This window comes from Segatella oulorum F0390 (assembly GCF_000224615.1).
In the GTDB taxonomy this organism is placed as follows: domain Bacteria; phylum Bacteroidota; class Bacteroidia; order Bacteroidales; family Bacteroidaceae; genus Prevotella; species Prevotella oulorum.
In genome coordinates, this window is the sequence record NZ_JH114215.1 from 1,443,087 (window position 1) to 1,466,240 (window position 23,154).

Sequence of the window (23,154 nt, forward strand, 5' to 3'; positions counted from 1 at the left end):
ATTGATTGCTCACTAAAATGGCCGCTTTTTACAGCGGGTCAACGTCATAATAAATGTGCAGGGTAGCGTAATGTTTGTCCTGCATCATTTGTTTTTGCACCCACCGCAGTGCTTCACGCACCTTTTTGGGGTCGAGGTTTCGTTCCAATTTAATCACAATTTTGCGGATGTGCATTGTCTTCACGCGCGCCACAGCGGGCTTATCGGGACCTAAAACGCGCGTACCGAAGAGCTGTTTCAGTCGGCTTCCCATCTCCACCGCAGCCGTTTCGACCACTTCGTTCTTGTTGTGTTTCAAAAAGACATACACCAACTGATAGAACGGTGGATAATGAAACAACGCACGTTCTTCCAACAGGTCGTGGCTAAAATGGTTGAAATCATGGGCCACCACTTGCCTAATCAGCGGCAAATCGGGCATCTTCGTTTGCAAAATCACACGCCCCTGCCGACCCTTCCGCCCCGCGCGTCCGCTCACTTGTGCCATCATCGTGAAGGCATGCTCATAGGCACGGAAGTCGGGATAGTTCAACATCGTGTCGGCATCCAAGATGCCCACCACCTGCACATGGTCGAAATCAAGCCCTTTACTAATCATCTGCGTACCGATGAGGATATTCGTTTTGCCCTGCGAAAAATCGCTAATCAATCGCTCATAGGCGTTCTTCGTGCGCGTAGTGTCTAAATCCATCCGCGCGATTTTAGCCTGTGGGAACAGCTTTTGAATGGCATCTTCAATCTTTTCGGTGCCATAACCTTGCGTGGTGAGCTGCTCACTGCCACATTCAGGGCAGTGGGTTGGCACCGTATAGGTGAAGCCACAATAATGACAAGTGAGCTGATTGAGCTGTTTATGATAGGTGAGCGAGACATCGCAGTTGGCACATTTGGGCACCCACCCGCAATCCTTACACGTGAGCATCGGCGCAAATCCACGGCGATTTTGAAACAAAATCACCTGATTTCCCGCAGCCAACGTCTCATCAATGGCTTGCAACAGTTGCGGCGAGAAAAGCCCTTTCATGATTTTTCGGCGCCGCAAATCCTTCACATCCACCACTTCAATCTGCGGCAGTTGAATGTCTTGGTAGCGCGTTGCCAGCCTGACGAGCCCATATTTTCCACTGATGGCGTTGTGATAGCTCTCCATCGACGGCGTAGCTGTGCCCAAAAGCGTCTTCGCCCCATACTGATGGGCCAAGATAATGGCCGCACTCCGCGCATGATAGCGTGGCGAAGGCTCTTGCTGTTTAAAGCTCGTCTCGTGTTCTTCGTCGACAATCACCAAGCCCAACCGCTGAAAAGGCAGAAACACCGCGCTGCGTGCGCCAATCACAATGTCATAGGGCGCGGCAGAAAGCTGTTTGTTCCATATCTCAACCCGCTCGGCATCGCTATATTTCGAATGATAAATGCCGAGGCGCTGACCAAAAACAGCCTTCAAACGGTTGGTGATTTGCACGGTCAAGGCGATTTCGGGCAAAAGATAAAGCACCTGCTTTCCCTCCTTAATCGCTTGCTCGATGAGATGGATATACAGCTCCGTTTTGCCGCTCGAGGTCACACCATGCAGCAGCGTTACGTTCCGCGTTTGAAACGTTTCCTTGATTTCGTCGTAGGCTTTTTGCTGCGCCGCGTTGAGCGAATGCAGCGGAGCCGTCGCCGTTGTCGCGCTGTTCAGTCGCCCCACCTCCTGCTTATAAAGGGCGAGAAAGCCGCGATCAACCAGCGCTTTGAGCGTGGCCATGCTGCAATGCGTCACGTTCAGCAGCTCATCGCGCGTGATGGGCGTGACGGAAGGCTGCGGCATGGCGGCTGAAAGGCTATCCCAATGCGACAGCGAAAGATAGGCCATCATCACCCTTTGTTGCTGCGTGGCGCGTGCCAACGCATTCAGTGCAAAGTGCAACGCCTGCTCGTTTTGAAACGCAGGAGCCAGCGCAACATAGGTCTCCATTTTGGGTTTGTAGCCCTCTTCCATCTTCATGCCCGAGGGAAGCGCGGCCTTATAGATGTCGCCCAAAGGCGAAAGATAGTAGTCGGCCATCCAATTCCACAAGCGAATCTGCTGGCTCAGGAGCACCGGTTGTGCGTCGAGCACTTCGAGAATGGGCTTCAATTCATAGTCGGGCTTCACATCCGTGAGGTGCCACACGATGCCAATGTGGTGCTTTGTCTTACCGAAAGGCACCAACACGCGCATGCCGCAAGCCACCTGCTGCGCCCATTCTTCGGGCAACGAATAGGTGAAAAGGCCATCCAAAGGCAGGGGAAGAACAACTTCTACATATTTCATTGCCGAGCAAAGGTAGTAAAAAATATAAGAAGGTGGCACCATGTCGCAAACGAAAATTTGGCGATGCCACAACCCTAAAATCGTTGTTTGCTGCCGCCGGAACCAAGTTCAGCACACCGTCTATCGCATCGAAAACGCCACAAAAGGAAATTCTTTTCGAAAATATTTCGTCATTTCGCTAAAAACATTTAACTTTGCGGCCAATAAAATAAAACGTTAAGTGATGAGTAGTTTACACCATAAGGCAACTTTCGCAGCACAAAAGAATTTTTCTTCTGCCTGTTTTTTTATGCCTTTTTATTTGGTCAATCCAAATAATTGTGTAACACACACACACACACACACACACACAGGAGCGAGACCAATATAAAGGTACGCGCGACGCGCGCGTAATATACAACATAATCACTTATAAACAAAGGGTGTGCAAGAAGTTTTTTATAAACTTTTTGCATGCCCTTTTTGCGTGCATAAATGAACGGATTTTGTATGCAAAACAAGGATAAAATCACTCACAATTAAAAAATAGTTTTAACAAAATGAAGAAACAAGCAACAAAGCGGGCATACATAAAGCTCGAAAGTAAAGTTTATCCCCTGGCGGTTGAAAGTCTTTTGCAAAACACCAGCGGCGACCACAAACGCATCAATCAAGGCGGCGGTGTCATCATCACCAACGCAAAGAAAGGCGGTGCCGTTTGGGAAGACGAGGATGAAGACGAAATGGAAATGGAGAACGAAGAATAAAACAAAAGAAACAACGGTATGAAGAAAATAAAATTCAATGTGCTTGCGCTGTCTGCCTGCGCCTTTTTAGCATTGTGGACAGGCTGTGCCGGCGAAATGGGCGACAAAGACAAGGACAACACCCAACCCACGCAACCCGAAACGTTCACCACCTTTGCCACCCAAGCTACGGTGCCCACACGCACCACGCTCAACCACACCATTGGCAACGGTGCCGATGTGTTTTGGGAAGCGGGCGACAACATTTGGATTGACAACAGCGGCACGTTCGTCTCGAGCATTTCGAGCAACATCACGGGCAGAATGGCTCATGCACAATTCAGCATGCCCGGCACGCTCACAGCACCGTCCTACGATGTCTACTACACCGGCAAGGCCAGCACCATGGCCAACCGCGTCACCATCAAGGCCACGCAAAGCCAAACCTCACCCAACGATTTCGCCCATCTCGGCGTGTCGGGCGACTGCGGCGTAGCCTCGGCCACCATCAATCCGATGAACACCAACGAATATCTTTTTCAGTTAGAGCACAAGGCCGCCTACCTCTGCCTGATGCCGTTCACAAGCAACCCCTTGGCACGCAATTTCAAGCTGAAATCGGTCACCATCAAGGCCGAAAACGACATTGCCGGCGACTATGCCCTCACCACCGCTGGGCTCTCGGCCGCACCAACGGCCAACGGCACAAAAGAAATCAAGCTCACCGTGAACGACTTCACGCTGCCCGCCAGCTATGCCATCGACAACGCCTGCTACATCGTCATGGCACCGCAGACCACGGCGCTCAACATCGTTTACGAGCTCTATAATCCTGCCACCAACACCACTGGAACCGTCACCACCAACGTGCCGTCGCAAACCTATGATGCCAACGGCTTCTATGACTTTGCCTCCGACCTGGTGAAGGACTATTCGCAAGAGACCACCCTCTACATGTGGGATGCCAAGCGCTCCTATTACTACGGCAAGACGCCTCCCTACACCGCGGCCGATGCCCCACAGAGCAAAGCCGCCGACCCCGACCGATGGTTTAACGACAATTTTACCGCCGGCCATGCCGAGGTGGCGCAGTATTCATGCCGCGACTGCCCCACGCAGATTGAAGCAGCCTGGTATCTGACCTTCTATGCCTACAAAGATGACGACGAATTTTGGACGGCAAACGGAAAGGTGTACAAAGGTGTGCGTCGCTTCAAAAAATGGGCCTATCTCGTGGCCGACCACGGTGCCAGCAAAACGGCCATCCCCACCTCAATACCAGCCGATGCCACGGGGCAACCAGATGATCAAGCGGCACGAGATCCTTCAAGGTTCCCCGGCTATGACCCAAGTGTTACCGTTTTTATAAAAGGGGCACGAGAAGGAAGTCCCAGCCCAAGCGAGATGAAAAAATATTTCACCTTGCCCGGCAACGACGAGTTTGGCTATGCCAGTTATTGGACAAGTACCAGTTGCCCCATTCGTGATGGCTATCTTGCAGGCAATGAATTAATAGGCCCTTATATTTGGTTTTTCTCAATGGGTACTATTATGTGTAACTGGAATTATATCGGCAACGCGCGCAGCTATGCCCGCCGCGCCGTGAAATTCCAATAAAATGAGAAGGAAGCAGTTGTTCGTCCACGGGCGAACAACTGCCATAACGAAAAAAAACTCGTTCAGCGGGTGCGGAACAACCAAAAATAAGAAAAACAGCTGTTCAGCACCTGCGGAACAACTAAAAATGAGAAAAACAGCTGTTCAGCACCTGCGGAACGAAGAAAAATGAAAAAAATAGGCGTTCAGCACCTGCGGAACGAAGAATATTTTGTAAATTCGCATATCCGCATCTGCGGAACATATTTTTTATAATCTAAACAAATGTACAATGGAAATTAAATTTTTAAGAAGATGTAATCTTCAACACTTGGAGCATTACCAGTTTACGAGCCACTTGCTCAGCATGGCCAAGGAGGCGAACGTGGCAAAATTAACCGCTGTGTTGAAACCGTTGGAGGATGCCTTCAAAGCCGAGGACGAGGCGGTGTTTCCGCAACGGGGAAACGCGATGAATGCGCAGCTGCGCGAGTTGGACGACCGACGCGACAAGGCCTACTATTCGCTGCAACATGCCGTGGACGCGGGCCTCTACAGCGAGGAGGCGGAAGAGTTGGAGGCGGCGAAACGCGTCAGCGAAATCATGAAACGCTATGCCGGTGTGGCTACGATGAACTATGACAAGGAGACGGGCGGACTGAAAAATCTGTTGGCCGATTTGGCCGAGACGGAGGCCGCAAAAGCTCTGAAGGTGCTGCATGCCGAGGGGGCCGTGAAGCGCATCGGCGACCACAATCAGGCGTTCGACGAGGCCTTCCGCGGACGGTTTGCCGGCGACAAAAAGCTGTATGACATGAAAGCCCTGCGCCGCGTCACCGACAAGGCCATCGACGCTGTGGTGCGCCGCATCGATTCGTTGGACGATCTCGAGCCGTCGGCAGCCATCACCGCGCTCATCAACCGCTACAACCAGTTGGTGGACAACCGCCACACGCTGCTCAAACAGCGCGAAACGTCGAATGCGAAGGCCAATGCGGCGAAAATCGAAGAGCAACGCAAGATGCTCACGCCGCTGTTCGATGACTTTGCAAAGATATTGGGCGTGGCCGCCGAAGCCCTGCATTATTCGGGCGAGAGCCGCGGCTCGGGCGCTTCAAAATGCTATCGCCTGACCATCGACGGCCGTTCGTCCGGCGTTTGGGTGAAGGTGAGTAGGAAGAAGTTAGTGCAGGTGGCCGAGTCGGAAGTGCCCAAGGCGAAGAACGGCGGGAAGAAGAATGGCGGCTCTGATAACGGCAGTTCTGGCAATGGCAATTCCGGTAACGGCGGAAACGGTGGTGGTTCCGGTAATGGTGGGTCTGGCAACGGCGGGTCTGGAAACGGCAGCCAAGGCAGCGGTTCAGGTAGTGGCAGCGGTTCGGGTAATCCCGGTGGTAATAAACCCGGCGGCAGTGGCCAAGGCGGTGCCACAATCACACCGAAGAAATAGCTTGCTTTAAAACAAATGGGCATCATCTCGATGCCAGTTTGCATACACAACTTGTTTTAAAGAATGGGGGCGGGAGTGCGCGATGCATTTCCGCCCCCGATGTGTGTGTAGTTGCATTCATCCATTTGCGTATGGAAACGCCGCTGTGCGGACGTTCGGGCGGGCACACAGGCACCGCCCCTACGCATTTTGCTTGAGAGAATTGTGCATGGATGTTCGCCCCTACGGTTTCATTTGGGTGGATTGCGCGTGGATGGTTGGTCCCGTTTGGGGATGATTGTGCGCGGATGTATAACGGAGATGGTAGGGATGAATCACCGAGGAAGAAGAGTGGGCGCGTGTGCCTACTCCACCAAACCCATGGCTTTGGCCTTTTTCATGAGCAAGGCCATGAGTGGTTCACGCTCGTTGGGCACCTTATTGTCGAGCACGGCATCCTTCAAGGTTTGTTTTAATTGGCCCACTTCGCGGCAAGGGCCGAGATGAAACAGCTCCATAATCTCGTTGCCATCGATGCAAGGCTGCAACAAACGTTTGAAATCGCGCTCCTGCAGGTCGGCCAACTTTTGGCGCACGAGGCGGAAATTGTCTAAGAACCGCTGCTTCTTCACACGGTTTTTGCTTGTGATGTCGGCCTCGCACAACATCATCAGGTCGTTGATATCGTCGCCCGCATCGTTCAGCAAGCGGCGCACCGCACTGTCGGTCACCTCCTCATTGGCAATCGTGATGGGGCGCATGTGCAGGTCGACCATCTTTTGCACATATTTCATTTTGCTGTCCATGGGCAGTTTCATGCGCCGAAAGATGGAGGGAATCATCTTCGCTCCCACGAAGTTGTGGTTGTGAAAGGTCCAGCCGGAAACGTTGTCCCAGCGCTTGCAACGGGGTTTCCCGATATCGTGGAAGAGTGCTGCCCAGCGCAACCACAGCTGCGTTTCACCTGTGATTCCGGCCGTTTGTTGCGCTTTTGCCAGATTGTCTACCACTTCAAGGGTGTGATAGAAATTGTTTTTGTGGGCACGACCATTGCGCGTTTCCACAATGTCTAACGCCGTGAGCTCGGGAATGATGCGCTGCAACAGGCCGCAACGATAGAGATCGATGAAGCCTTTGCTGGGCGTGGCTGTGAGCATGATTTTATGGAGTTCGCCCACGATGCGCTCGCCACTGATGATGCTGATGCGCTCGGCATTGCGCGTGAGGGCGTCGAAGGTTTCGTCGTCGATGAAGAAATTGAGCTGTGCCGCAAAACGCACGCAGCGCAACATGCGCAGCGGGTCGTCGGAAAAAGTGATGTCGGGGTCGAGCGGTGTACGGATGAGGCCATCCTCCAAATCATACAAGCCATCGAAAGGGTCGACAAGTTCGCCGAAATGGGACGCATTCAAACACACGGCCAAGGCGTTAATGGTGAAATCTCTGCGGTTCTGATCGTCTTCCAATGTGCCATCTTCCACATGCGGTTTGCGCGAATCGTGGCTGTAGCTCTCCTTGCGTGCACCCACAAATTCCACCTCCAAGTCACGATATTTCACCTGCGCTGTGCCAAAGTTTTTAAACACGCTGAGGTAGGCTTTCTTGCCCAACGCCTGCTTCAACGCGTTGGCCACCTGTATGCCACTGCCCACGACCACCACATCGATGTCGTTGGAAGAGCGCTCTAAAAACAGGTCGCGCACATAGCCGCCAACCACATAACAAGGCATGCCCAAGCGGTCGGCTGCGGCTGAAATTTGGTGAAATATATCCTGATTGAGTAGTGCTGCTAAATCGTTCTTCGTGAGATTTCTCATTCCTATCTTTTCTCTTAACGTGCTTTAAATTGCCTGCAAAGTTACTAAAAAGCGAGGGCAAAGTGGGCGTTTCACCCCATTTTTTATACTTTTGCAGCCATGAAGAATTGTTTTTCGTTGCTATTGCTCTGCACGCTGCTTTGCAGTTGCGCCGAGACGCAGGAGGACAAAGCAGCTGCGTTGATGTCGGAAATTCAACAGCTCTATGACAAGGGGCATTATCGTGCCACGCTGGACTCGATCATGGCCTTGCGCAAAGACTATCCCGAGGCGGTGAAAGCACGAAAGGCGGCACTCAAAATATGGCAGAATGCCTCGTTGCACATGGCACAAAGTGATGTGGCAACGACCGACTCAACGTTGCAAGCCACGTTGGCCACATTGCAAACCACACAAGACCTGCGCACGAAGAATTTGCTGCGCGTGCGTTGCGACTCGCTCAAAGCACGCTATGAAGCGATGTGTGGCGTGGTGCGCATGATACACTACCGGCAGCAACACCCCTAAACGGGCATCCAAAAGCCTAAAATTTGGCTATTTCAGCATAAAACAGTAACTTTGCAAGCCTAAGAAATAGCATCAATGAACAAAAGCAAAACCGAGGAACAATTCAGGGATGTGCTTCACGAATGTCGTGAACTTTTTGCCAAAAAGCTGCATGATTATGGCGCTTCTTGGCGCATTCTACGCCCATCCTCGCTTACCGATCAACTCTATATCAAAGCCAAACGCATTCGCTCGATTGAAATTAAGCACGAGGCTTTGGTCGACGAAGGCATCCGACCCGAGTTTATCGGGTTGATTAACTATGGCATCATCGGGCTCATTCAATTACAAAAAGGATTTGCCGACACCATCGATCTCACGCCCGAAGCGGCTTTAGAAGCCTATGATGCGCAAGCCGAAACAGCTTTTCAACTGATGAAAAGAAAGAACCACGACTACGATGAAGCGTGGCGCGAGATGCGCATCAGTAGCTACACAGATTTGATTTTAACTAAGCTGCAACGCATCAAGGAGATTGAAAACCTTGGCGGTGCGACCTTAGTCTCTGAAGGTATTGATGCCAACTATATGGACATCATCAACTATGCCGTTTTCGGTGTGGTCAAACTCAACGAAGCAACTTAAGCAACCATCAGTGTGAGGCAACAGTTCTTAAAATGGCTCATTCAGGTCAGCCGATTTATATTGGCGCTCGTTTTCATCTTCTCGGGCTATGTGAAAGCCATCGACCCGATGGGAACGCAATATAAATTGCAGGACTATTTGGGCGCACTCCATCTAACGGGTGCGGTGCCCCAGCTGCTGTTATTGGGCACATCGGTGGCGCTCTCGGCCTTGGAATTCACCTTGGGAATTTTGCTTTTGTTTGCCATCCGCCGACGCCAAACCTCGCGGCTGACCTTCATCTTCATGGTGTTCATGACGCTGGTGACATTGGGATTGGCACTCAGCAACACCGTGAAAGATTGCGGTTGCTTTGGCGATGCCATCCATCTCACCAACACACAAACTCTGCTCAAAAACATTGTATTGCTGGCTTGCAGTGCCGTCGTGGGCTGGAAACCGCTCTACATGACACGCTTTGTGCGCAAAAACACCCAATGGATTATCATCAACTACACGCTGGTGTTCACGCTCATCAACAGCCTTTGGAGCCTGTATGATTTGCCGCAGTTTGACTTTCGTCCCTATCGCATTGGCGTGAACATACCCCAAGCGATGGAAACCCCTGCAGGAGCACCTCGTCCCCAATACGAAACAACGTTTATCTTGAGCAAGAATGGTCAGCAAAAAATCTTCACGCTGGACAACTACCCCGACTCCACCTGGACGTTCATCGACAGCAAGACAACCCTCGTGAAGGCCGGTTACGTTCCGCCCATTCACGATTTCGCAATAGAGGATTTGCGCACGGGCGACGATCTCACGACAAAAATCCTGCAACACAAGGGCTACACCTTTTTGCTCATTGCCCCCCATTTAGAAACGGCCGACGACGGTAACTTTGGCGATATCGACCAGCTCTACGAATATGCACAGCAACAGCGCATCCCCTTCTATGGTTTAACGGCCAGCACAGACAAGGCCATTCGCCGATGGATTGACCTCACCGGCGCCGAATATCCATTCTTCTCGACCGACGAGACGGTCTTGAAGACCATTATTCGCAGCAACCCGGGCTTGTTGTTGCTCCACAATGGCATCATCATCAACAAATGGAGCCACAACGCTTTGCCCGCCGGCGACGACCTTTTGCGCCCCATCGCGCAGGCCACATGGGCCAAGATGCCCCAAGACTCGGTGCCCAGCAAAATCATTGTCATCGTGCTTTGGTTCGTCCTCCCACTCACTTTGCTCACTTTAGCCGACCGCTTCTGGGCATGGAGCCAGTGGGTGCGCCTGAAAGAAAAAAAGAATAAAGACAATTTATATCAACTCTTTAATAAAAAAAATCAATATGAGAAAGAAAATGGTAGCAGGTAACTGGAAAATGAACCTCAACCTGCAAGATGGAGTTGCATTGGCAACCAACGTAAAGGACTCTTTGGCTAACGACAAGCCCCACTGCGACGTGGTGGTTTGCACGCCTTTCATCCACTTGGCCAGCGTGGCCGAAGTGCTCAAAGGCAGTGTGGTTGGCTTAGGTGCTGAGAACTGTGCCGACAAAGAGAAGGGCGCTTACACGGGCGAAGTGTCTGCCGAAATGGTGAAGAGCACCGGCGCACAATATGTCATTCTCGGCCACTCTGAGCGTCGCCAATACTATGGCGAGACTGCAGAAATCTTGAAAGAGAAAGTGCTCCTGGCCTTGAAGCATGGTTTGAAAGTCATCTTCTGCTGCGGTGAAACTTTGGAAGAGCGCGAGGACAACCGCCAAAACGCAGTGGTAAAGGCCGAGCTCGAAGGCAGCGTGTTCAATCTCTCTGCCGAAGAGTGGAAGAACATTGTTTTGGCCTACGAACCCATTTGGGCCATCGGCACCGGCAAAACAGCCACATCCGACCAAGCCGAAGAGATGCTGGCCTACATTCGTTCTATCGTAGCAGAGAAGTATGGTCAGGCTGCAGCCGAAGACACAACCATCCTTTATGGTGGCAGCTGCAACGCATCGAATGCCGGCGAACTCTTCGCTAAGCCCAACATCGATGGCGGTTTGATTGGCGGTGCTTCGCTGAAGCCCGTTGATTTCAAAGCCATTATCGACGCTTGGAAGAAGTAAAAATCAATCCCTATTGCAGGAATGCACCGTCCGTGCGTTCCTGCAATTACATATCGCCACTTGCGTTTTTGCTATAAAAGATTGCTGCCAAACGCAAAAAATATTGTTCCCGCGCCACGCGGAGACGATAAAAGGATGAAAATATTGTTCCCGCGCCGCACGGTGACGATAAAAAGAGAAAAATATTGTTACCGCGCCGCACGGAGACGATAAAAGGAGAAAAATATTGTTACCGCGCCGCACGGAGACGATAAAAGGAGAAAATATTGTTCCCGCGCCGCACGGTGACGATAAAAGGAGAAAAATATTGTTACCGCGCTGCACGGAGACGATAAAAGGAGAAAAATATTGTTACCGCGCCGCGCGGAGACGATAAAAAGACAAAAAAGCTGTGTGTTGCACAGGTGCTCATAAATTTTGATTTAGGATAAAGATGAAAAAGTTAGCTTGTTTTCTATGGTTGATGCTTTGCGCTACGCTTTCGGTTTCGGCACAAACGTTCCTCGACCACGTCAAGAAACGTGAGGCGGGAATGGGTGTCGTAACGGTTACGCAAAGTAAAGAAATCGATGACCTTGTGAATGGCCGCGCCGCAACAAAGGCTACAACGCAGCCACAGGAGAAGAAAGAGGCCATGCCCAAATCAGCAGGCACAACGCAGAAACCCGACAAAGAGAAAAAGGAAACAAAGCCCACAACCCACCATGTGGCCGACAAAGATTCGGCCAAACAAGTGCGTCCGAAAGAAACGACAGAGAAAAAGCCTACCGAACAACGCGAAACTACGGAGCAAAAGCGCACAGATTCGACCACAAAAACGCCCGAATCCGACGAAGAAGAAGCACCCATTGTGGACATGCGCAAAAAGGTGATGCGCGGCAGTCGCAAGATTGTGGGCTATCGGGTGCAGGCTTTCGCGGGCGGCAACTCGCGCATCGACCGGCAAAAGGCCGAGCAAGCCAGCATCGTCATCAAAACAAAATATCCCGAAGAGCCCGTCTATGTGCATTTCTATTCGCCCCACTGGATATGCCGTGTGGGCAACTATCGCACGTTTGAAGAGGCCGAACGCATGCTGCAAAAGGTGAAAGCCTTGGGCTATCGGCAAGCCAACATCGTGAAAGGAAAAATCACCGTGCAGGACTAAGCGCAGCCCACAGCCGCACTTCGCGCCATGCCCGGCAGGCATCAACATCAAAAAACAGAACAAATGAATCCGGAAAACGAATTTCGTGAGGGCTTGACTGACCTTGCGACCCATTATAAAAGCATTCTCACGCTGTTGGGCGAAGACCCGCAACGCGAAGGATTGGAGAAGACGCCCATGCGGGTGGCTAAGGCAATGCAGGTGCTGACGCGCGGCTACATGCAAGATCCGCAGCAGGTGTTGACCGATGCGCTGTTCCAAGAAGACTATAACCAGATGGTCATTGTGAAGGATATCGACGTGTTTTCCCTCTGCGAACACCATTTGCTCCCCTTCTATGGCAAATGCCACGTGGCCTACATTCCCAACGGCTACATCACGGGACTGAGCAAGATTGCGCGTGTGGTCGACATCTTCAGCCATCGTTTGCAGGTGCAGGAACGCTTGACACAACAAATTAAGGAATGTATTCAGGCCACGTTGCGCCCGCAAGGTGTGATGGTGGTGATTGAAGCCAAACACATGTGCATGCAGATGCGCGGTGTGGAAAAACAGAATTCCATCACCACAACGAGCGACTTCAGCGGCGTGTTCAACGACCTCAACACCCGACAAGAGTTCATGAGTCTGCTGCGTGGCGAATCGAAACGCATTTAAATGCCGTTCGAAGCGCAGATTATTCACCCTTTAAACAACAAAGAAATGAAATTTATATCCTGGAATGTCAATGGGCTTCGTGCCTGTGTGGGCAAAGATTTCGAACAGCAATTCAAGGCTTTGGATGCCGATTTCTTCTGCCTGCAAGAAACAAAGATGCAGGCGGGACAGCTCGATTTGCAGTTCCCCGGCTACCAATCGTTTTGGAACTATGCCGAGAAAAAAGGCTATAGCGGAACGGCTATCTATGCCAAGCAGGCGCCGTTGGCCGTTAGCTATGGCATCGGTATCGACGAACACGACCACGAAGGACGAGTCATCACGTTAGAATATGAGTCATTTTTCCTTGTCACCGTCTACACACCTAACTCGCAAGATGAGTTGCGCCGCTTGGACTATCGCATGCAATGGGAAGATGATTTCCAGGCCTATCTGCACCGGTTAGACGAGCAAAAACCTGTTATTGTTTGTGGAGACATGAACGTTGCCCACGAGGAGATTGACCTCAAAAATCCAAAAACCAATCGCCGCAATGCAGGATTTACCGACGAAGAGCGGGCTAAAATGACCCAACTGCTCGGCCATGGTTTCATTGATACGTTCAGAACGCTCTACCCCGAGCAACAAACCTACAGCTGGTGGAGCTACCGTTTCCGCGCGAGAGAAAAGAATACGGGATGGCGCATCGACTATTTCCTCATCTCAGAACGCCTGCGTCCGCAACTCACCGATGCCAAAATCCATACCGACATCATGGGAAGCGACCACTGTCCTGTGGAGGTTGACTTAGATTTGTAAACGCCACAGCATCATCCTTTTTGCTGAAGCTAAAAAGAAAAATCCCTGCAACACATCACGTGTTACAGGGATTTATTATAATTTAAAAACTTAAACTTACTTACGTAAACCAAGCTTCTTAACGATTGCACGATAGCGCTCAATGTCACGCTTGTACAAATAGTCGAGCAACGCACGACGCTTACCAACCAACATCGTCAACGAGCGGGTCGTTACATTGTCTTTGTGGTTTGCCTTCACGTGCTCTGTTAAGTGCTTAATGCGATAGGTGAAGAGGGCGATTTGGCTTTCAGCAGAACCGGTATCGGTAGTTGATTTGCCATACTCGTTGAAAATCTCTTCTTTCTTTGCTTTGTCTAAATACATTGCTTAAAATTGATTAATGGTTGTTGCATCATTTACATCTTTCGCATGCCATGCTGTCTTAATCACAACAGCTACACGCTCAAATGCTTCGGCTTTTCCGAAATGCGCAGCAAAGGTAGTAATAAAAGTTCAGAATAACACGATTTGCAAGCTTTCAGCCCCTGCACATAACCTTTTTTAACAGCTTGAAGCCATTTTGTCATCCTATTTTTTTTCGTACTTTTGCAAGCACACAAAAAAGACATGAATCAGCAAAGGACGAGAAAACAATGGGTGAACAGGGCGCTCTATCATCTGAAACGGTGGAGCGTTTGGCTGCGCCGGGCGAAATATTCACGCGGTTTTGGTGTGCAGTCGCCCTCAGCCTATCAGTTTATTCGCTATGTCCTCACCGAACATTATCCTTACTACGCTTATGCTACCCTACGCCATCGCCACCACAACGAAGGACATGCCGTGCAAAAACGCGGCCGATTGTTTTTTCGATTGGCCAACTACTTGCAGGCGAAGCAATGGTTTCATGCGGGCGACAAGGCCGATGTTTATGCCGATTATGTGAACGAAGGTTGCAGCAAAACCCAGTTTTTACCGTTAGATGAAGCCCAGCTGCCAACAACATTTTCGGTAGCGAGCCTTCCACTTACGCAGCATAATCTCGCCCTTTGCCAAGCACTCATCAAGCGTTCGCAAGCCCAGTCCATGCTGATTTTATTGGATATCCATGCCCGGCGCGAGGCTTTGGATGCATGGAAAATGCTCATCCAACAACCGCAAGTGGTGCGCAGCTACGATTTATACGATTGTGGCATCGTGCTGTTTGATGCTTCAAAGCCCAAACACCATTATATGATTAATTTTTAACCGCGCCGCCCCACCCTGTCAACGCTATGCTGATGGACAGACTCTGCAGCGACATCAACCGACACAAAAAAGGCGTACTACACAAGAGTAGTACGCCTTTTCTATTCTTTACTTAGTGGAATGCCTTATTCAGGAAGGCTGATTGCTTCGTTGGGACAAACAGAAGCGCAAGTGCCACACTCGGTGCACATGTCAGGATTGATAGAATAGATGTCACCTTCAGAGATTGCTCCTACTGGACATTCGTCAATACAAGTACCACAAGCGATACAATCGTTACCAATTACGTAAGCCATAATCATCTAAAATTTATATGTTCAAATAATGTTTTTGTAATATGTATTAGGCAATCTGTGCCGTAATGCGATGCAAAAATATAGATTTCTCACGAGAAATACCTACTTTTAGGTATAGTTTTTAAATTATTTAAGGTTTCATTGCCTTCTCCACTCATTACTAATGAGTATTGCCAACCGCAGCATAGACATGAGGAGTTTGCGTTTTTTTAAGAATACAACGAACCCTATATGAAAAAAAAATCGTAATTTAGCCGCCACAAAAAGCATGCAAAATCGCTTAAAACGAAAATAAAACGCCTTTCAGGCGATTTTTTCTTTCAACAAGCGAGTAGCAAACAACGCAATAATTATTCTCAAAAATAGTAATGGACGAAAATCAGACAATTGACAACGACCGGATATTGAAAATCAATATCGAGGAGGAAATGAAATCCTCTTACATTGACTATTCAATGTCGGTCATCGTGGCGCGTGCACTTCCTGATGTGCGCGACGGCTTTAAACCCGTTCACCGCCGCATTCTTTATGGTATGTTGGGCATCGGTAACACCAGCGATAAGCCTTATAAGAAATGTGCACGCGTCGTGGGTGAAGTGCTCGGTAAATATCATCCCCACGGTGATTCGTCGGTATATGGCGCACTGGTGCGCATGGGGCAAGACTGGAACATGCGCTACACCTTGGTCGACGGACAAGGAAACTTCGGCTCGATTGACGGTGACTCGCCGGCAGCCATGCGTTACACCGAGTGCCGACTGAGCAAGATGGGCGAACACATCATGGACGACCTGGAGAAAGACACCGTCGACATGACCAACAACTTCGACGACACGTTGGTAGAACCAAGCGTGATGCCCACCAAAATTCCCAATCTGTTAGTGAATGGCGGCAATGGTATTGCCGTGGGAATGGCCACGAATATGCCGACCCACAACCTTGGAGAAGTGATTGATGGTTGCTGTGCTTATATCGATAATCCCGACATAACGTTGGACGGATTGATGCAACATATCAAAGCACCCGACTTCCCAACGGGGGCCTATATATATGGTATTCAGGGGGTACGTCAGGCCTATGAGACTGGACGTGGGCGCATTGTGATGCGTGCAAAAGCCGAGATTGAGAGTGGTGAAAACCATGATAAGATTGTCATCACCGAGATTCCGTATGGTGTAAACAAGCAAGCGCTGATTGAATACATCGCCGAATTGGTGAAAGAGGGAAAGATTGACGGTATCAGCAACGCCAATGATGAGTCGGGACGACAAGGTATGCGCATCGTGATTGATGTGAAACACGATGCCAACGCGAATGTCATTCTGAACAAATTGTTTAAGATGACGGCGCTGCAAAGCTCGTTCTCGGTGAACTGTATTGCCTTGGTAAAAGGGCGTCCGCGGCTGTTGAGCCTGAAAGACTGTGTGAAATATTTCGTTGAGCATCGGCACGATGTGACCATTCGCCGCACGAAATATGATTTAAAGAAGGCACAAGAGCGTGCCCACATCTTAGAAGGTCTGATCATTGCCTGCGACAACATCGACGAAGTGGTGCACATTATCCGGGCCAGCAAAACGCCAACCGATGCACAACGCAATTTGGAACAACGTTTCGAATTAGACGAACTGCAGAGTAAAGCCATCGTCGACATGCGGTTGAGTCAGCTCACCGGTCTGCGTATGGATCAGTTGCATGCTGAATATGAAGAATTAGAACGGCAGATTGCTTACTTGCAACAGATTTTGGATGACCCCGAATTGTGCAAGAAGGTGATGAAGGACGAACTCAACGAGGTGAAAGAAAAATATGGCGATGTGCGTCGCACGGAGATTAAATATTCGAGTGAAGAGTTTAATCCCGAGGATTTCTACCCCAACGATCCCGTTGTCATCACTGTGAGCCACATGGGCTATATCAAGCGCACACCACTGAGTGAGTTCCGCGAACAAGCACGGGGTGGTGTGGGAGCAAAGGCTGCCCGGCATCGTGAACAAGACTTCACAGAATTTATTTACCCTGCAACTATGCACCAAACGATGCTCTTTTTCACGAAAAAAGGACGTTGTTATTGGCTCAAATGCTATGAGATTCCCGAGGGCGATCGCAACAGTAAGGGGCGTGCCATTCAAAATATGCTCAACATTGAGAGTGATGATGCTATCAATGCGATTTTGCGTTTGAAGGGGCTCAACGACGAACAATTCAACAACTCGCACTATGTTATCTTCGCTACCAAGAATGGAACGGTGAAGAAAACATCGTTAGAGGCGTACAGTCGTCCGCGCGCCAATGGCGTGATTGCAATCAACATCGTCGAAGGCGACGAGGTGGTGGATGTACGTCTGACCAATGGTGAGAACGAGTTGATTATGGCCAACCGCAATGGTCGTGCCGTTCGCTTCAACGAAAGTACCATCCGCACCATGGGACGCACGGCAACAGGTGTGCGTGGCATGCGCTTAGATGGCGGTGATGACGAGGTGATTGGCATGATAACGGTCAACGATGCAAGCACAGAGACCGTGATGGTGGTGAGCGAACAGGGCTACGGTAAACGTAGTTTGGTTGAAGACTACCGTGTAACCAACCGCGGCGGAAAGGGTGTGAAGACACTTGCTGTGACCGACAAGACAGGGCGTTTGGTGAGCATCAAGAACGTGACCGACGAGAACGACCTCATGATCATCAACAAGAGTGGTGTCGTCATTCGTTTAGCTTTAGCCGAAGTGCGCGTCATGGGACGTGCTACACAAGGCGTGCGCCTCATCAACCTTACTAAAAAGAACGATGTCATTGCCAGCGTCTGCAAGGTAATGAGTTCTGAATTAGAAGCAACGGTTGAGGAAGAGAGCCGCACACAGTGGGCCAATAAAGCTGAAGAAATTCGAAAAGACACGCAACGCAATGCCGATGACTTTGAGAATGAGGCGTCACTTACCGACGAAGATGAGACAAATGAAGATCAGTAAAACTTAAAGTAATATTTGAATATGAAAAAATTAATGATGGCAGCGTTGATGTTCTTAGGTACATCCGCTGCATTTGCTGCTGACAGCGAAGCGTTGAAAGCTATTTTAAAAGCAAAGACCTACAACGAAGCAGCCGAGTTAGTAAAAACAAGTTTAGGACAATTAGCCAACGATGCAGAAAAGGCAAAAGCCTATAATAAGCTCGTTGAATTGGCTTTGGACAAGGTGAACAAAGAGCAAGCCATTATGACATCAAACCAAATGGCAAAGCAATTTGGTCAGGGCAAGGAGTCGGCCTACGACACTTTAGGCTTCAACCAAGCGCTCTACGATGCTTTTGACAACGCTATTCGTTGCAACGAATTTGACCAAAAGCCCAATGAAAAGGGAAAGATTAAGCCACGCTTTGAGAGCAACAACGCCAACCGCTTATATGGCTTGCGTCCCAATCTCATCAATGCAGGTCAATTAGCTGGGCAAAACAATCAGCAGGCTGACGCGCTGAAGTATTTCGGTATGTATGTAGAAAGCGCAACCAATCCACTGTTTAACGGTGTCGACAAGAGTAAAACACCTGACACCTATTTGGGTGAAGTGGCACGTGTTGCCGGCGTTTATGCTTTCCAAAACAAGGATTATCAACTGGCCGACAAGTATGTTGACGTGGCTATGCAAGACACTGCCGCCTATAAAGATGCTTTAAACTTGAAGCTTTATATCATGCAGCAGGGTCTGAAGACGCACGAAGATTCCGTTCAGTATGTGAATAAGCTCAAGACTTTGTATGAGAAGGACAGCAACAACGACCAAATCTTCTCGACCTTGGTAACCATGTGTGGCAGCTTGAAAATGGCAACCGAACAAAATAAACTGTTGAACGACAAGCTGGCAGTCGATCCTTCAAACGCATTGGCATGGGCACTGAAAGGTCAAATCTTCATGAATGAGAACAAGCCCAAAGAAGCTATTGATTGCTTTAAGAAGTCTGTTGCGAAAGATGACAAGAACCCTATTGTGCTCACTTATTTAGGTTTCTGCCTCAATGCACAAGCTGGTTCTATCAATGGTAACAAGACCGAGCAAACCAACCTCTATAAAGAGAGTGAAGGATTCTTAGAGAAGGCACGCGCATTAGACCCCAATCGTGAGAAAGCCAACTGGAGCTATCCGCTCTATGCCGTTTACTATAGCCTCTATGGTGCTGCAGACAGCCGCACGAAAGAAATGGAAGCGTTGAACAAGTAAATACTTGGCAACGATGAGTAGAGGATGTGTCGAAACAACTTTTTGACACATCCTCCACACTTTTAATTTATCAACACACGATTTTTTCTTCTTATGAAACGTTTTCTCATCCTTTTTATAATGGCGTGCAGCACAGCACTTCTATCACAAGGCTATGCACAAACGCCAAAACGTGATGCCAAGAGGCTTCATAAAGAAATAGGTCTGCGTCTGCAAACACTTGCTGAACATAGGACCGACTCGGCGGCATATTACCAACAAGTGCAAGAACTGTTGCAAATGGCACTCACTTGTGACTCGTTAGATGCGTTGCCCGACAGCAGAGGTCGTGTGCATTTAGACTATACGCAAGAGAATAGCACGCGATTATCTCCACTGCTCCCTACGCTCATTGATGCCGGCATTTTTGAATATCGTCGAGGCAACTCCGCACAGGCTCTCACCACATTTCTATTCTATCTGCATTGTCTCAGCCGCCCCATGTTTCATGAAAAAGATAACCACGAAGGCATTGCTGCCTATTATTCAAGTTTGCTTTTTTATGGAAAAGACAACTTCCGCGAGGCCGAACATTATGCCGACATCGCACTTCAATATCCTGCCTACGCCAAAAACGCAGCCGAGATTAAGATTAATTGCATGAAGAATTGTCTTCATTCACAAGCTGACACACTGCGTTATGTCTCTGCCTTAACCGCCCTTCACGATATAGACCCAAGCAATGCCGTCTACTTCAAAATGCTCATCGACCATTATTCGGCTCATCCTGACAGCATGGCGTTGCATAGATTTGCTGCAGACGAGTTAAGAAAGCACGCACGCAACAAGCAAGTGTGGATGCTCAATGGCGAATTAGCCATGAAGGCCAAGCAATGGGAAAAGGCAATCAATTATTTTAAAGAGGCCGAAAAACGAGATAAGGCCTATGTACAAGCCATTTATGATATTGGCATTTGTTATGCCTCATGGGCACAAGAACTCACCGACAGTTTAAACAACCAACGCAAACGTCTACGTAAAAAAGACGCAGCCACCATCAAAGGCTACTACCAACACGCACGCCAATGGCTGCTCAAAGTCTCGCATCTCGACGAAAAACAAGCCTTAGTGGAATGGGAACGCGTGTTGGCTGAGGTGAATAAAGTTTTAGGATTACATTGATGAAAAAATTACTTGTTTGCTTCTTGCTCTGCATTCCTTTGTGTATGCAGGCCAACAAGAAAACCATTTCGTTGGCACGCGACTACATACGGAGTGGAAAAAACTTAGAGAAAGCCGAAGGTCTGTTGTGCGAACTTCTGCAAGATCCTGTTTATCGGGGTAACGACAAAATCTGGAAAATGCTCTTCGATGCACAGCAAAAACAATACGAACAGTTCAACGAGAAGCTCTATTTGCAGCAAAACATCGACACTGCCGCCTTCTTTCAAGTGGCGCATCGCATGTTTAACACGCTTGAGGGGCTTGATTCTGTGGAGCAAGTACCCACGGCCAAAGGAAAAATTAAAATGAAATATCGCGAGCAGAGTGCTGCCATCCTCAATCAATATCGTCCCAACCTATTCAATGGAGGACTCTTTTTCGCACGCAATCAAGACTATCAACAGGCCTACACCCTGCTCAACAGTTACATCAGTTGTGCCGAGAAGCCACTCTTTAAAGACTATCATTATGCCGAAAAAGATGCCAACCTGCCCGTCGCTGCCTATTGGTCGGCCTATTGTGGATATAAAATGCACAATGCAGCGGCCACGCTTCGCTATGCAACTTTGGCAGAAAAAGACCAAATGCATGCGGACAACTTGCTACAATATTTAACTGAGACTTATTGGCAACAACGCGATACCACACGCTATCTGCAAATTCTGTGCAAAGGTTTTCAAGCCTACCCCCACAATCCTTTTTATTTTTCGCACTTGGTGGAGTACTATCATACACTGGGTGATGATGCAACGGCACTGGATTATTGTAATCGGGCCCTGCAAACAATGCCTAACAACGTGCGCTATCGCCTCACGAAAAGTTCGTTGCTGCTCAACATGGGACGCTATCAGGAATGCCTGCAACTCAGCAAAAAGCTCATCGCCGAAAACGACACGTTAGCCGATGCACAGCTCTATGCAGGCTTAGCCATATTCAATCAAGCCATCATCTTGGACAAATCGCAGAAATATAACGCCAAGCAACGTGCCCAAATCCTTGAGATCTATCGTGAGGCACGGCCCTATTTGGAGCGCTATCGCCAGCTCAAACCCGATCAAAAGAAACAATGGGCACTGCCGCTCTACACGATTTACATGAACCTCAACATGGAGAAAGAATTCATTGAAATGGAGAAACTGTTATGACGATTGAAGCGCTTACCCAAAAACTGCATCTCACGCTCAACGCCATGCAAACGGCAGTGTGCGACGAGCTGTTGCAACACACGGACAACCTGATGGTGCTCTCGCCTACAGGGTCGGGCAAAACGCTGGCCTATCTCTTGCCGCTCACCCAACTGTTGGATGCACAAAGCAACCAAGTGCAGGCGGTGGTGGTGGTGCCCGGACGCGAACTGGCACTGCAATCGGCCACAGTGCTCAAAGACATGGGCTGCGGATTGAGAGGTATGGCCTGCTATGGAGGGCGCGCAACGATGGACGAACACCACAAGTTGCGCGAGGTGCAACCACAAATTGTTTTTGCCACACCAGGCCGTTTGAACGACCACTTGCAGAAAGGCAATATCGACACGCACTCCATTCGCTACCTCTTCATCGACGAGTTTGACAAATGTTTGGAGATGGGTTTCCACGACGAGATGCAACAGCTCATAGGATTGCTGCCCAAAGCCATTCGCTCTGTGCTGCTATCGGCCACACCTGCCGAGGAGTTAGGCAGTCAAACGCTCGTGACCCGCTTCTTCAAGGTGCTGAATTTCCTGCCCGAAGATGAACAAGTGTCACAGCGTGTGACCATCTATCGCGTACAAAGTGAGGAAAAAGACAAGCTGCCCACGTTGCGCCAACTGCTGTTATCGTTTCAGGGTGCAAGCACCATCGTGTTTCTCAACTATCGCGATGCCGTCGAACGCGTGGCCACTTATCTGCGCGAACAGGGATTTGTGGTGAGCCATTTCCATGGCGGCATGGAGCAACGCCAGCGCGAAGACGCCCTCTATCGCTTCTCTAATGGCAGTGCCTCTATCCTGGTGAGCACCGATTTAGCGGCACGCGGCTTGGATATTCCCAATATTGCCAACATCGTGCACTATCATTTGCCCGAGACAGAAGACGGTTATGTGCATCGCGTGGGGCGCACGGCACGCTGGGATAAGCACGGAAAAGCCTTTTTCATTCTTCACGGGCAAGAGCAAATTCCTGCTTATGTGGATGCTGATGTGGCCGATTTTGCGCTGCCCCAAGTGCTACCTGAACCCACGCAGCCGCGCTTCCAGACGCTTTACATTGGCAAAGGTCGTCGCGACAAACTCAGCAAGACCGACATTGTGGGGTTCCTTTGCAAGAAAGGTGGGCTGAAAGGCGATGAGATTGGCCGCATCGATGTGCGCGACCGCTACACTTATGTTGCTGTGGCTCGCACGAAAGCAAAACAAGTGGTGCAACGCACACAAGGCGAAAAGATTAAAGGTCTTCGCACGGTTATTGAGGAAAACATATTTTCCCAGTAAATTCACGCTTAAAAGCAGTTACTATATTTAGATACATCCACATAGAAACC

At 49.5% G+C, this 23,154-nt stretch carries 18 protein-coding genes and 1 pseudogene; 15 read left to right on the forward strand and 4 right to left on the reverse strand.

Going from position 1 to position 23,154, the window contains the following annotated elements:
* Positions 1–28 precede the first annotated feature (28 nt).
* Positions 29–2,296, reverse strand: a complete 2,268-nt coding sequence (priA, locus tag HMPREF9431_RS06215; protein ID WP_004380335.1) for a replication restart helicase PriA — start codon at positions 2,294–2,296, stop codon at positions 29–31.
* 539 nt (positions 2,297–2,835) lie between these two features.
* Here priA and HMPREF9431_RS06230 point away from each other — a divergent pair.
* The 3 genes from HMPREF9431_RS06230 to HMPREF9431_RS06240 all read left to right on the forward strand — a co-directional run bounded on the left by HMPREF9431_RS06230 (position 2,836) and on the right by HMPREF9431_RS06240 (position 6,067).
* Positions 2,836–3,042, forward strand: a complete 207-nt coding sequence (locus HMPREF9431_RS06230) for a hypothetical protein (RefSeq protein WP_004380337.1) — start codon at positions 2,836–2,838, stop codon at positions 3,040–3,042.
* An 18-nt stretch (positions 3,043–3,060) separates the two neighbouring features.
* Entirely contained in the window at positions 3,061–4,638 is a 1,578-nt protein-coding gene (locus HMPREF9431_RS06235) for a hypothetical protein (protein WP_004380338.1), read from the forward strand.
* A 271-nt stretch (positions 4,639–4,909) separates the two neighbouring features.
* Positions 4,910–6,067, forward strand: a complete 1,158-nt coding sequence (locus tag HMPREF9431_RS06240; protein ID WP_004380339.1) for a DUF6261 family protein — start codon at positions 4,910–4,912, stop codon at positions 6,065–6,067.
* A gap of 344 nt (positions 6,068–6,411) precedes the next feature.
* On the opposite strand, the gene HMPREF9431_RS06245 is transcribed toward HMPREF9431_RS06240, so the two are convergent.
* Positions 6,412–7,863, reverse strand: coding sequence for a CCA tRNA nucleotidyltransferase (locus HMPREF9431_RS06245; RefSeq protein ID WP_004380340.1), 1,452 nt, complete (start codon positions 7,861–7,863; stop codon positions 6,412–6,414).
* 99 nt (positions 7,864–7,962) lie between these two features.
* Between HMPREF9431_RS06245 and HMPREF9431_RS06250 the strand changes: the two genes are divergently transcribed.
* From HMPREF9431_RS06250 to HMPREF9431_RS06280, 6 genes and pseudogenes are all read left to right on the forward strand, one after another.
* On the forward strand, positions 7,963–8,370 hold the full coding sequence (locus HMPREF9431_RS06250) for a hypothetical protein (protein ID WP_004380341.1): 408 nt from the start codon (positions 7,963–7,965) through the stop codon (positions 8,368–8,370).
* A 75-nt stretch (positions 8,371–8,445) separates the two neighbouring features.
* The gene (locus HMPREF9431_RS06255; RefSeq protein ID WP_004380342.1) at positions 8,446–8,994 is read left to right on the forward strand and encodes a DUF1599 domain-containing protein; all 549 of its coding nucleotides are present in this window, start codon (positions 8,446–8,448) and stop codon (positions 8,992–8,994) included.
* Between the two features lie 12 nt (positions 8,995–9,006).
* A pseudogene (locus HMPREF9431_RS12925) lies at positions 9,007–11,089 on the forward strand (BT_3928 family protein).
* A 433-nt stretch (positions 11,090–11,522) separates the two neighbouring features.
* On the forward strand, positions 11,523–12,236 hold the full coding sequence (locus HMPREF9431_RS06270) for an SPOR domain-containing protein (RefSeq protein WP_004380345.1): 714 nt from the start codon (positions 11,523–11,525) through the stop codon (positions 12,234–12,236).
* A 63-nt stretch (positions 12,237–12,299) separates the two neighbouring features.
* Positions 12,300–12,893 carry a GTP cyclohydrolase I FolE gene (gene folE / locus HMPREF9431_RS06275; RefSeq protein WP_004380346.1) on the forward strand — a complete coding sequence of 198 codons (594 nt, stop codon included), beginning with the start codon at positions 12,300–12,302 and terminating at the stop codon, positions 12,891–12,893.
* 45 nt (positions 12,894–12,938) lie between these two features.
* The gene (locus HMPREF9431_RS06280) at positions 12,939–13,691 is read left to right on the forward strand and encodes an exodeoxyribonuclease III (protein ID WP_004380347.1); all 753 of its coding nucleotides are present in this window, start codon (positions 12,939–12,941) and stop codon (positions 13,689–13,691) included.
* Between the two features lie 96 nt (positions 13,692–13,787).
* Here the strand turns inward: HMPREF9431_RS06280 and rpsO are convergent, their stop codons facing one another.
* Entirely contained in the window at positions 13,788–14,057 is a 270-nt protein-coding gene (rpsO, locus tag HMPREF9431_RS06285) for a 30S ribosomal protein S15 (protein WP_004380348.1), read from the reverse strand.
* A 243-nt stretch (positions 14,058–14,300) separates the two neighbouring features.
* Here rpsO and HMPREF9431_RS06290 point away from each other — a divergent pair, with 243 nt between their 5' ends.
* A complete protein-coding gene (locus tag HMPREF9431_RS06290; protein WP_004380350.1) occupies positions 14,301–14,918 on the forward strand; it encodes a hypothetical protein in 618 nt (205 codons plus the stop codon).
* A gap of 125 nt (positions 14,919–15,043) precedes the next feature.
* Here the strand turns inward: HMPREF9431_RS06290 and HMPREF9431_RS12350 are convergent, their stop codons facing one another.
* Positions 15,044–15,214: a 4Fe-4S binding protein gene (locus HMPREF9431_RS12350; protein ID WP_004380351.1), complete on the reverse strand. Its 171-nt coding sequence runs from the start codon at positions 15,212–15,214 to the stop codon at positions 15,044–15,046.
* 368 nt (positions 15,215–15,582) lie between these two features.
* Between HMPREF9431_RS12350 and gyrA the strand changes: the two genes are divergently transcribed.
* The 5 genes from gyrA (at position 15,583) to HMPREF9431_RS06315 (ending at position 23,104) form a co-directional block, all read left to right on the forward strand.
* A complete protein-coding gene (gyrA, locus tag HMPREF9431_RS06295) occupies positions 15,583–18,186 on the forward strand; it encodes a DNA gyrase subunit A (protein WP_004380352.1) in 2,604 nt (867 codons plus the stop codon).
* Between the two features lie 21 nt (positions 18,187–18,207).
* Positions 18,208–19,431, forward strand: a complete 1,224-nt coding sequence (locus HMPREF9431_RS06300; protein WP_040560947.1) for a tetratricopeptide repeat protein — start codon at positions 18,208–18,210, stop codon at positions 19,429–19,431.
* A 120-nt stretch (positions 19,432–19,551) separates the two neighbouring features.
* On the forward strand, positions 19,552–20,592 hold the full coding sequence (locus HMPREF9431_RS06305; RefSeq protein ID WP_155812977.1) for a tetratricopeptide repeat protein: 1,041 nt from the start codon (positions 19,552–19,554) through the stop codon (positions 20,590–20,592).
* On the forward strand, positions 20,592–21,779 hold the full coding sequence (locus HMPREF9431_RS06310) for a tetratricopeptide repeat protein (protein WP_004380356.1): 1,188 nt from the start codon (positions 20,592–20,594) through the stop codon (positions 21,777–21,779). Before HMPREF9431_RS06305 ends, HMPREF9431_RS06310 begins: the two co-directional genes overlap by 1 nt.
* On the forward strand, positions 21,776–23,104 hold the full coding sequence (locus tag HMPREF9431_RS06315; protein WP_004380358.1) for a DEAD/DEAH box helicase: 1,329 nt from the start codon (positions 21,776–21,778) through the stop codon (positions 23,102–23,104). Before HMPREF9431_RS06310 ends, HMPREF9431_RS06315 begins: the two co-directional genes overlap by 4 nt.
* The last annotated feature ends 50 nt before the right edge of the window (positions 23,105–23,154 follow it).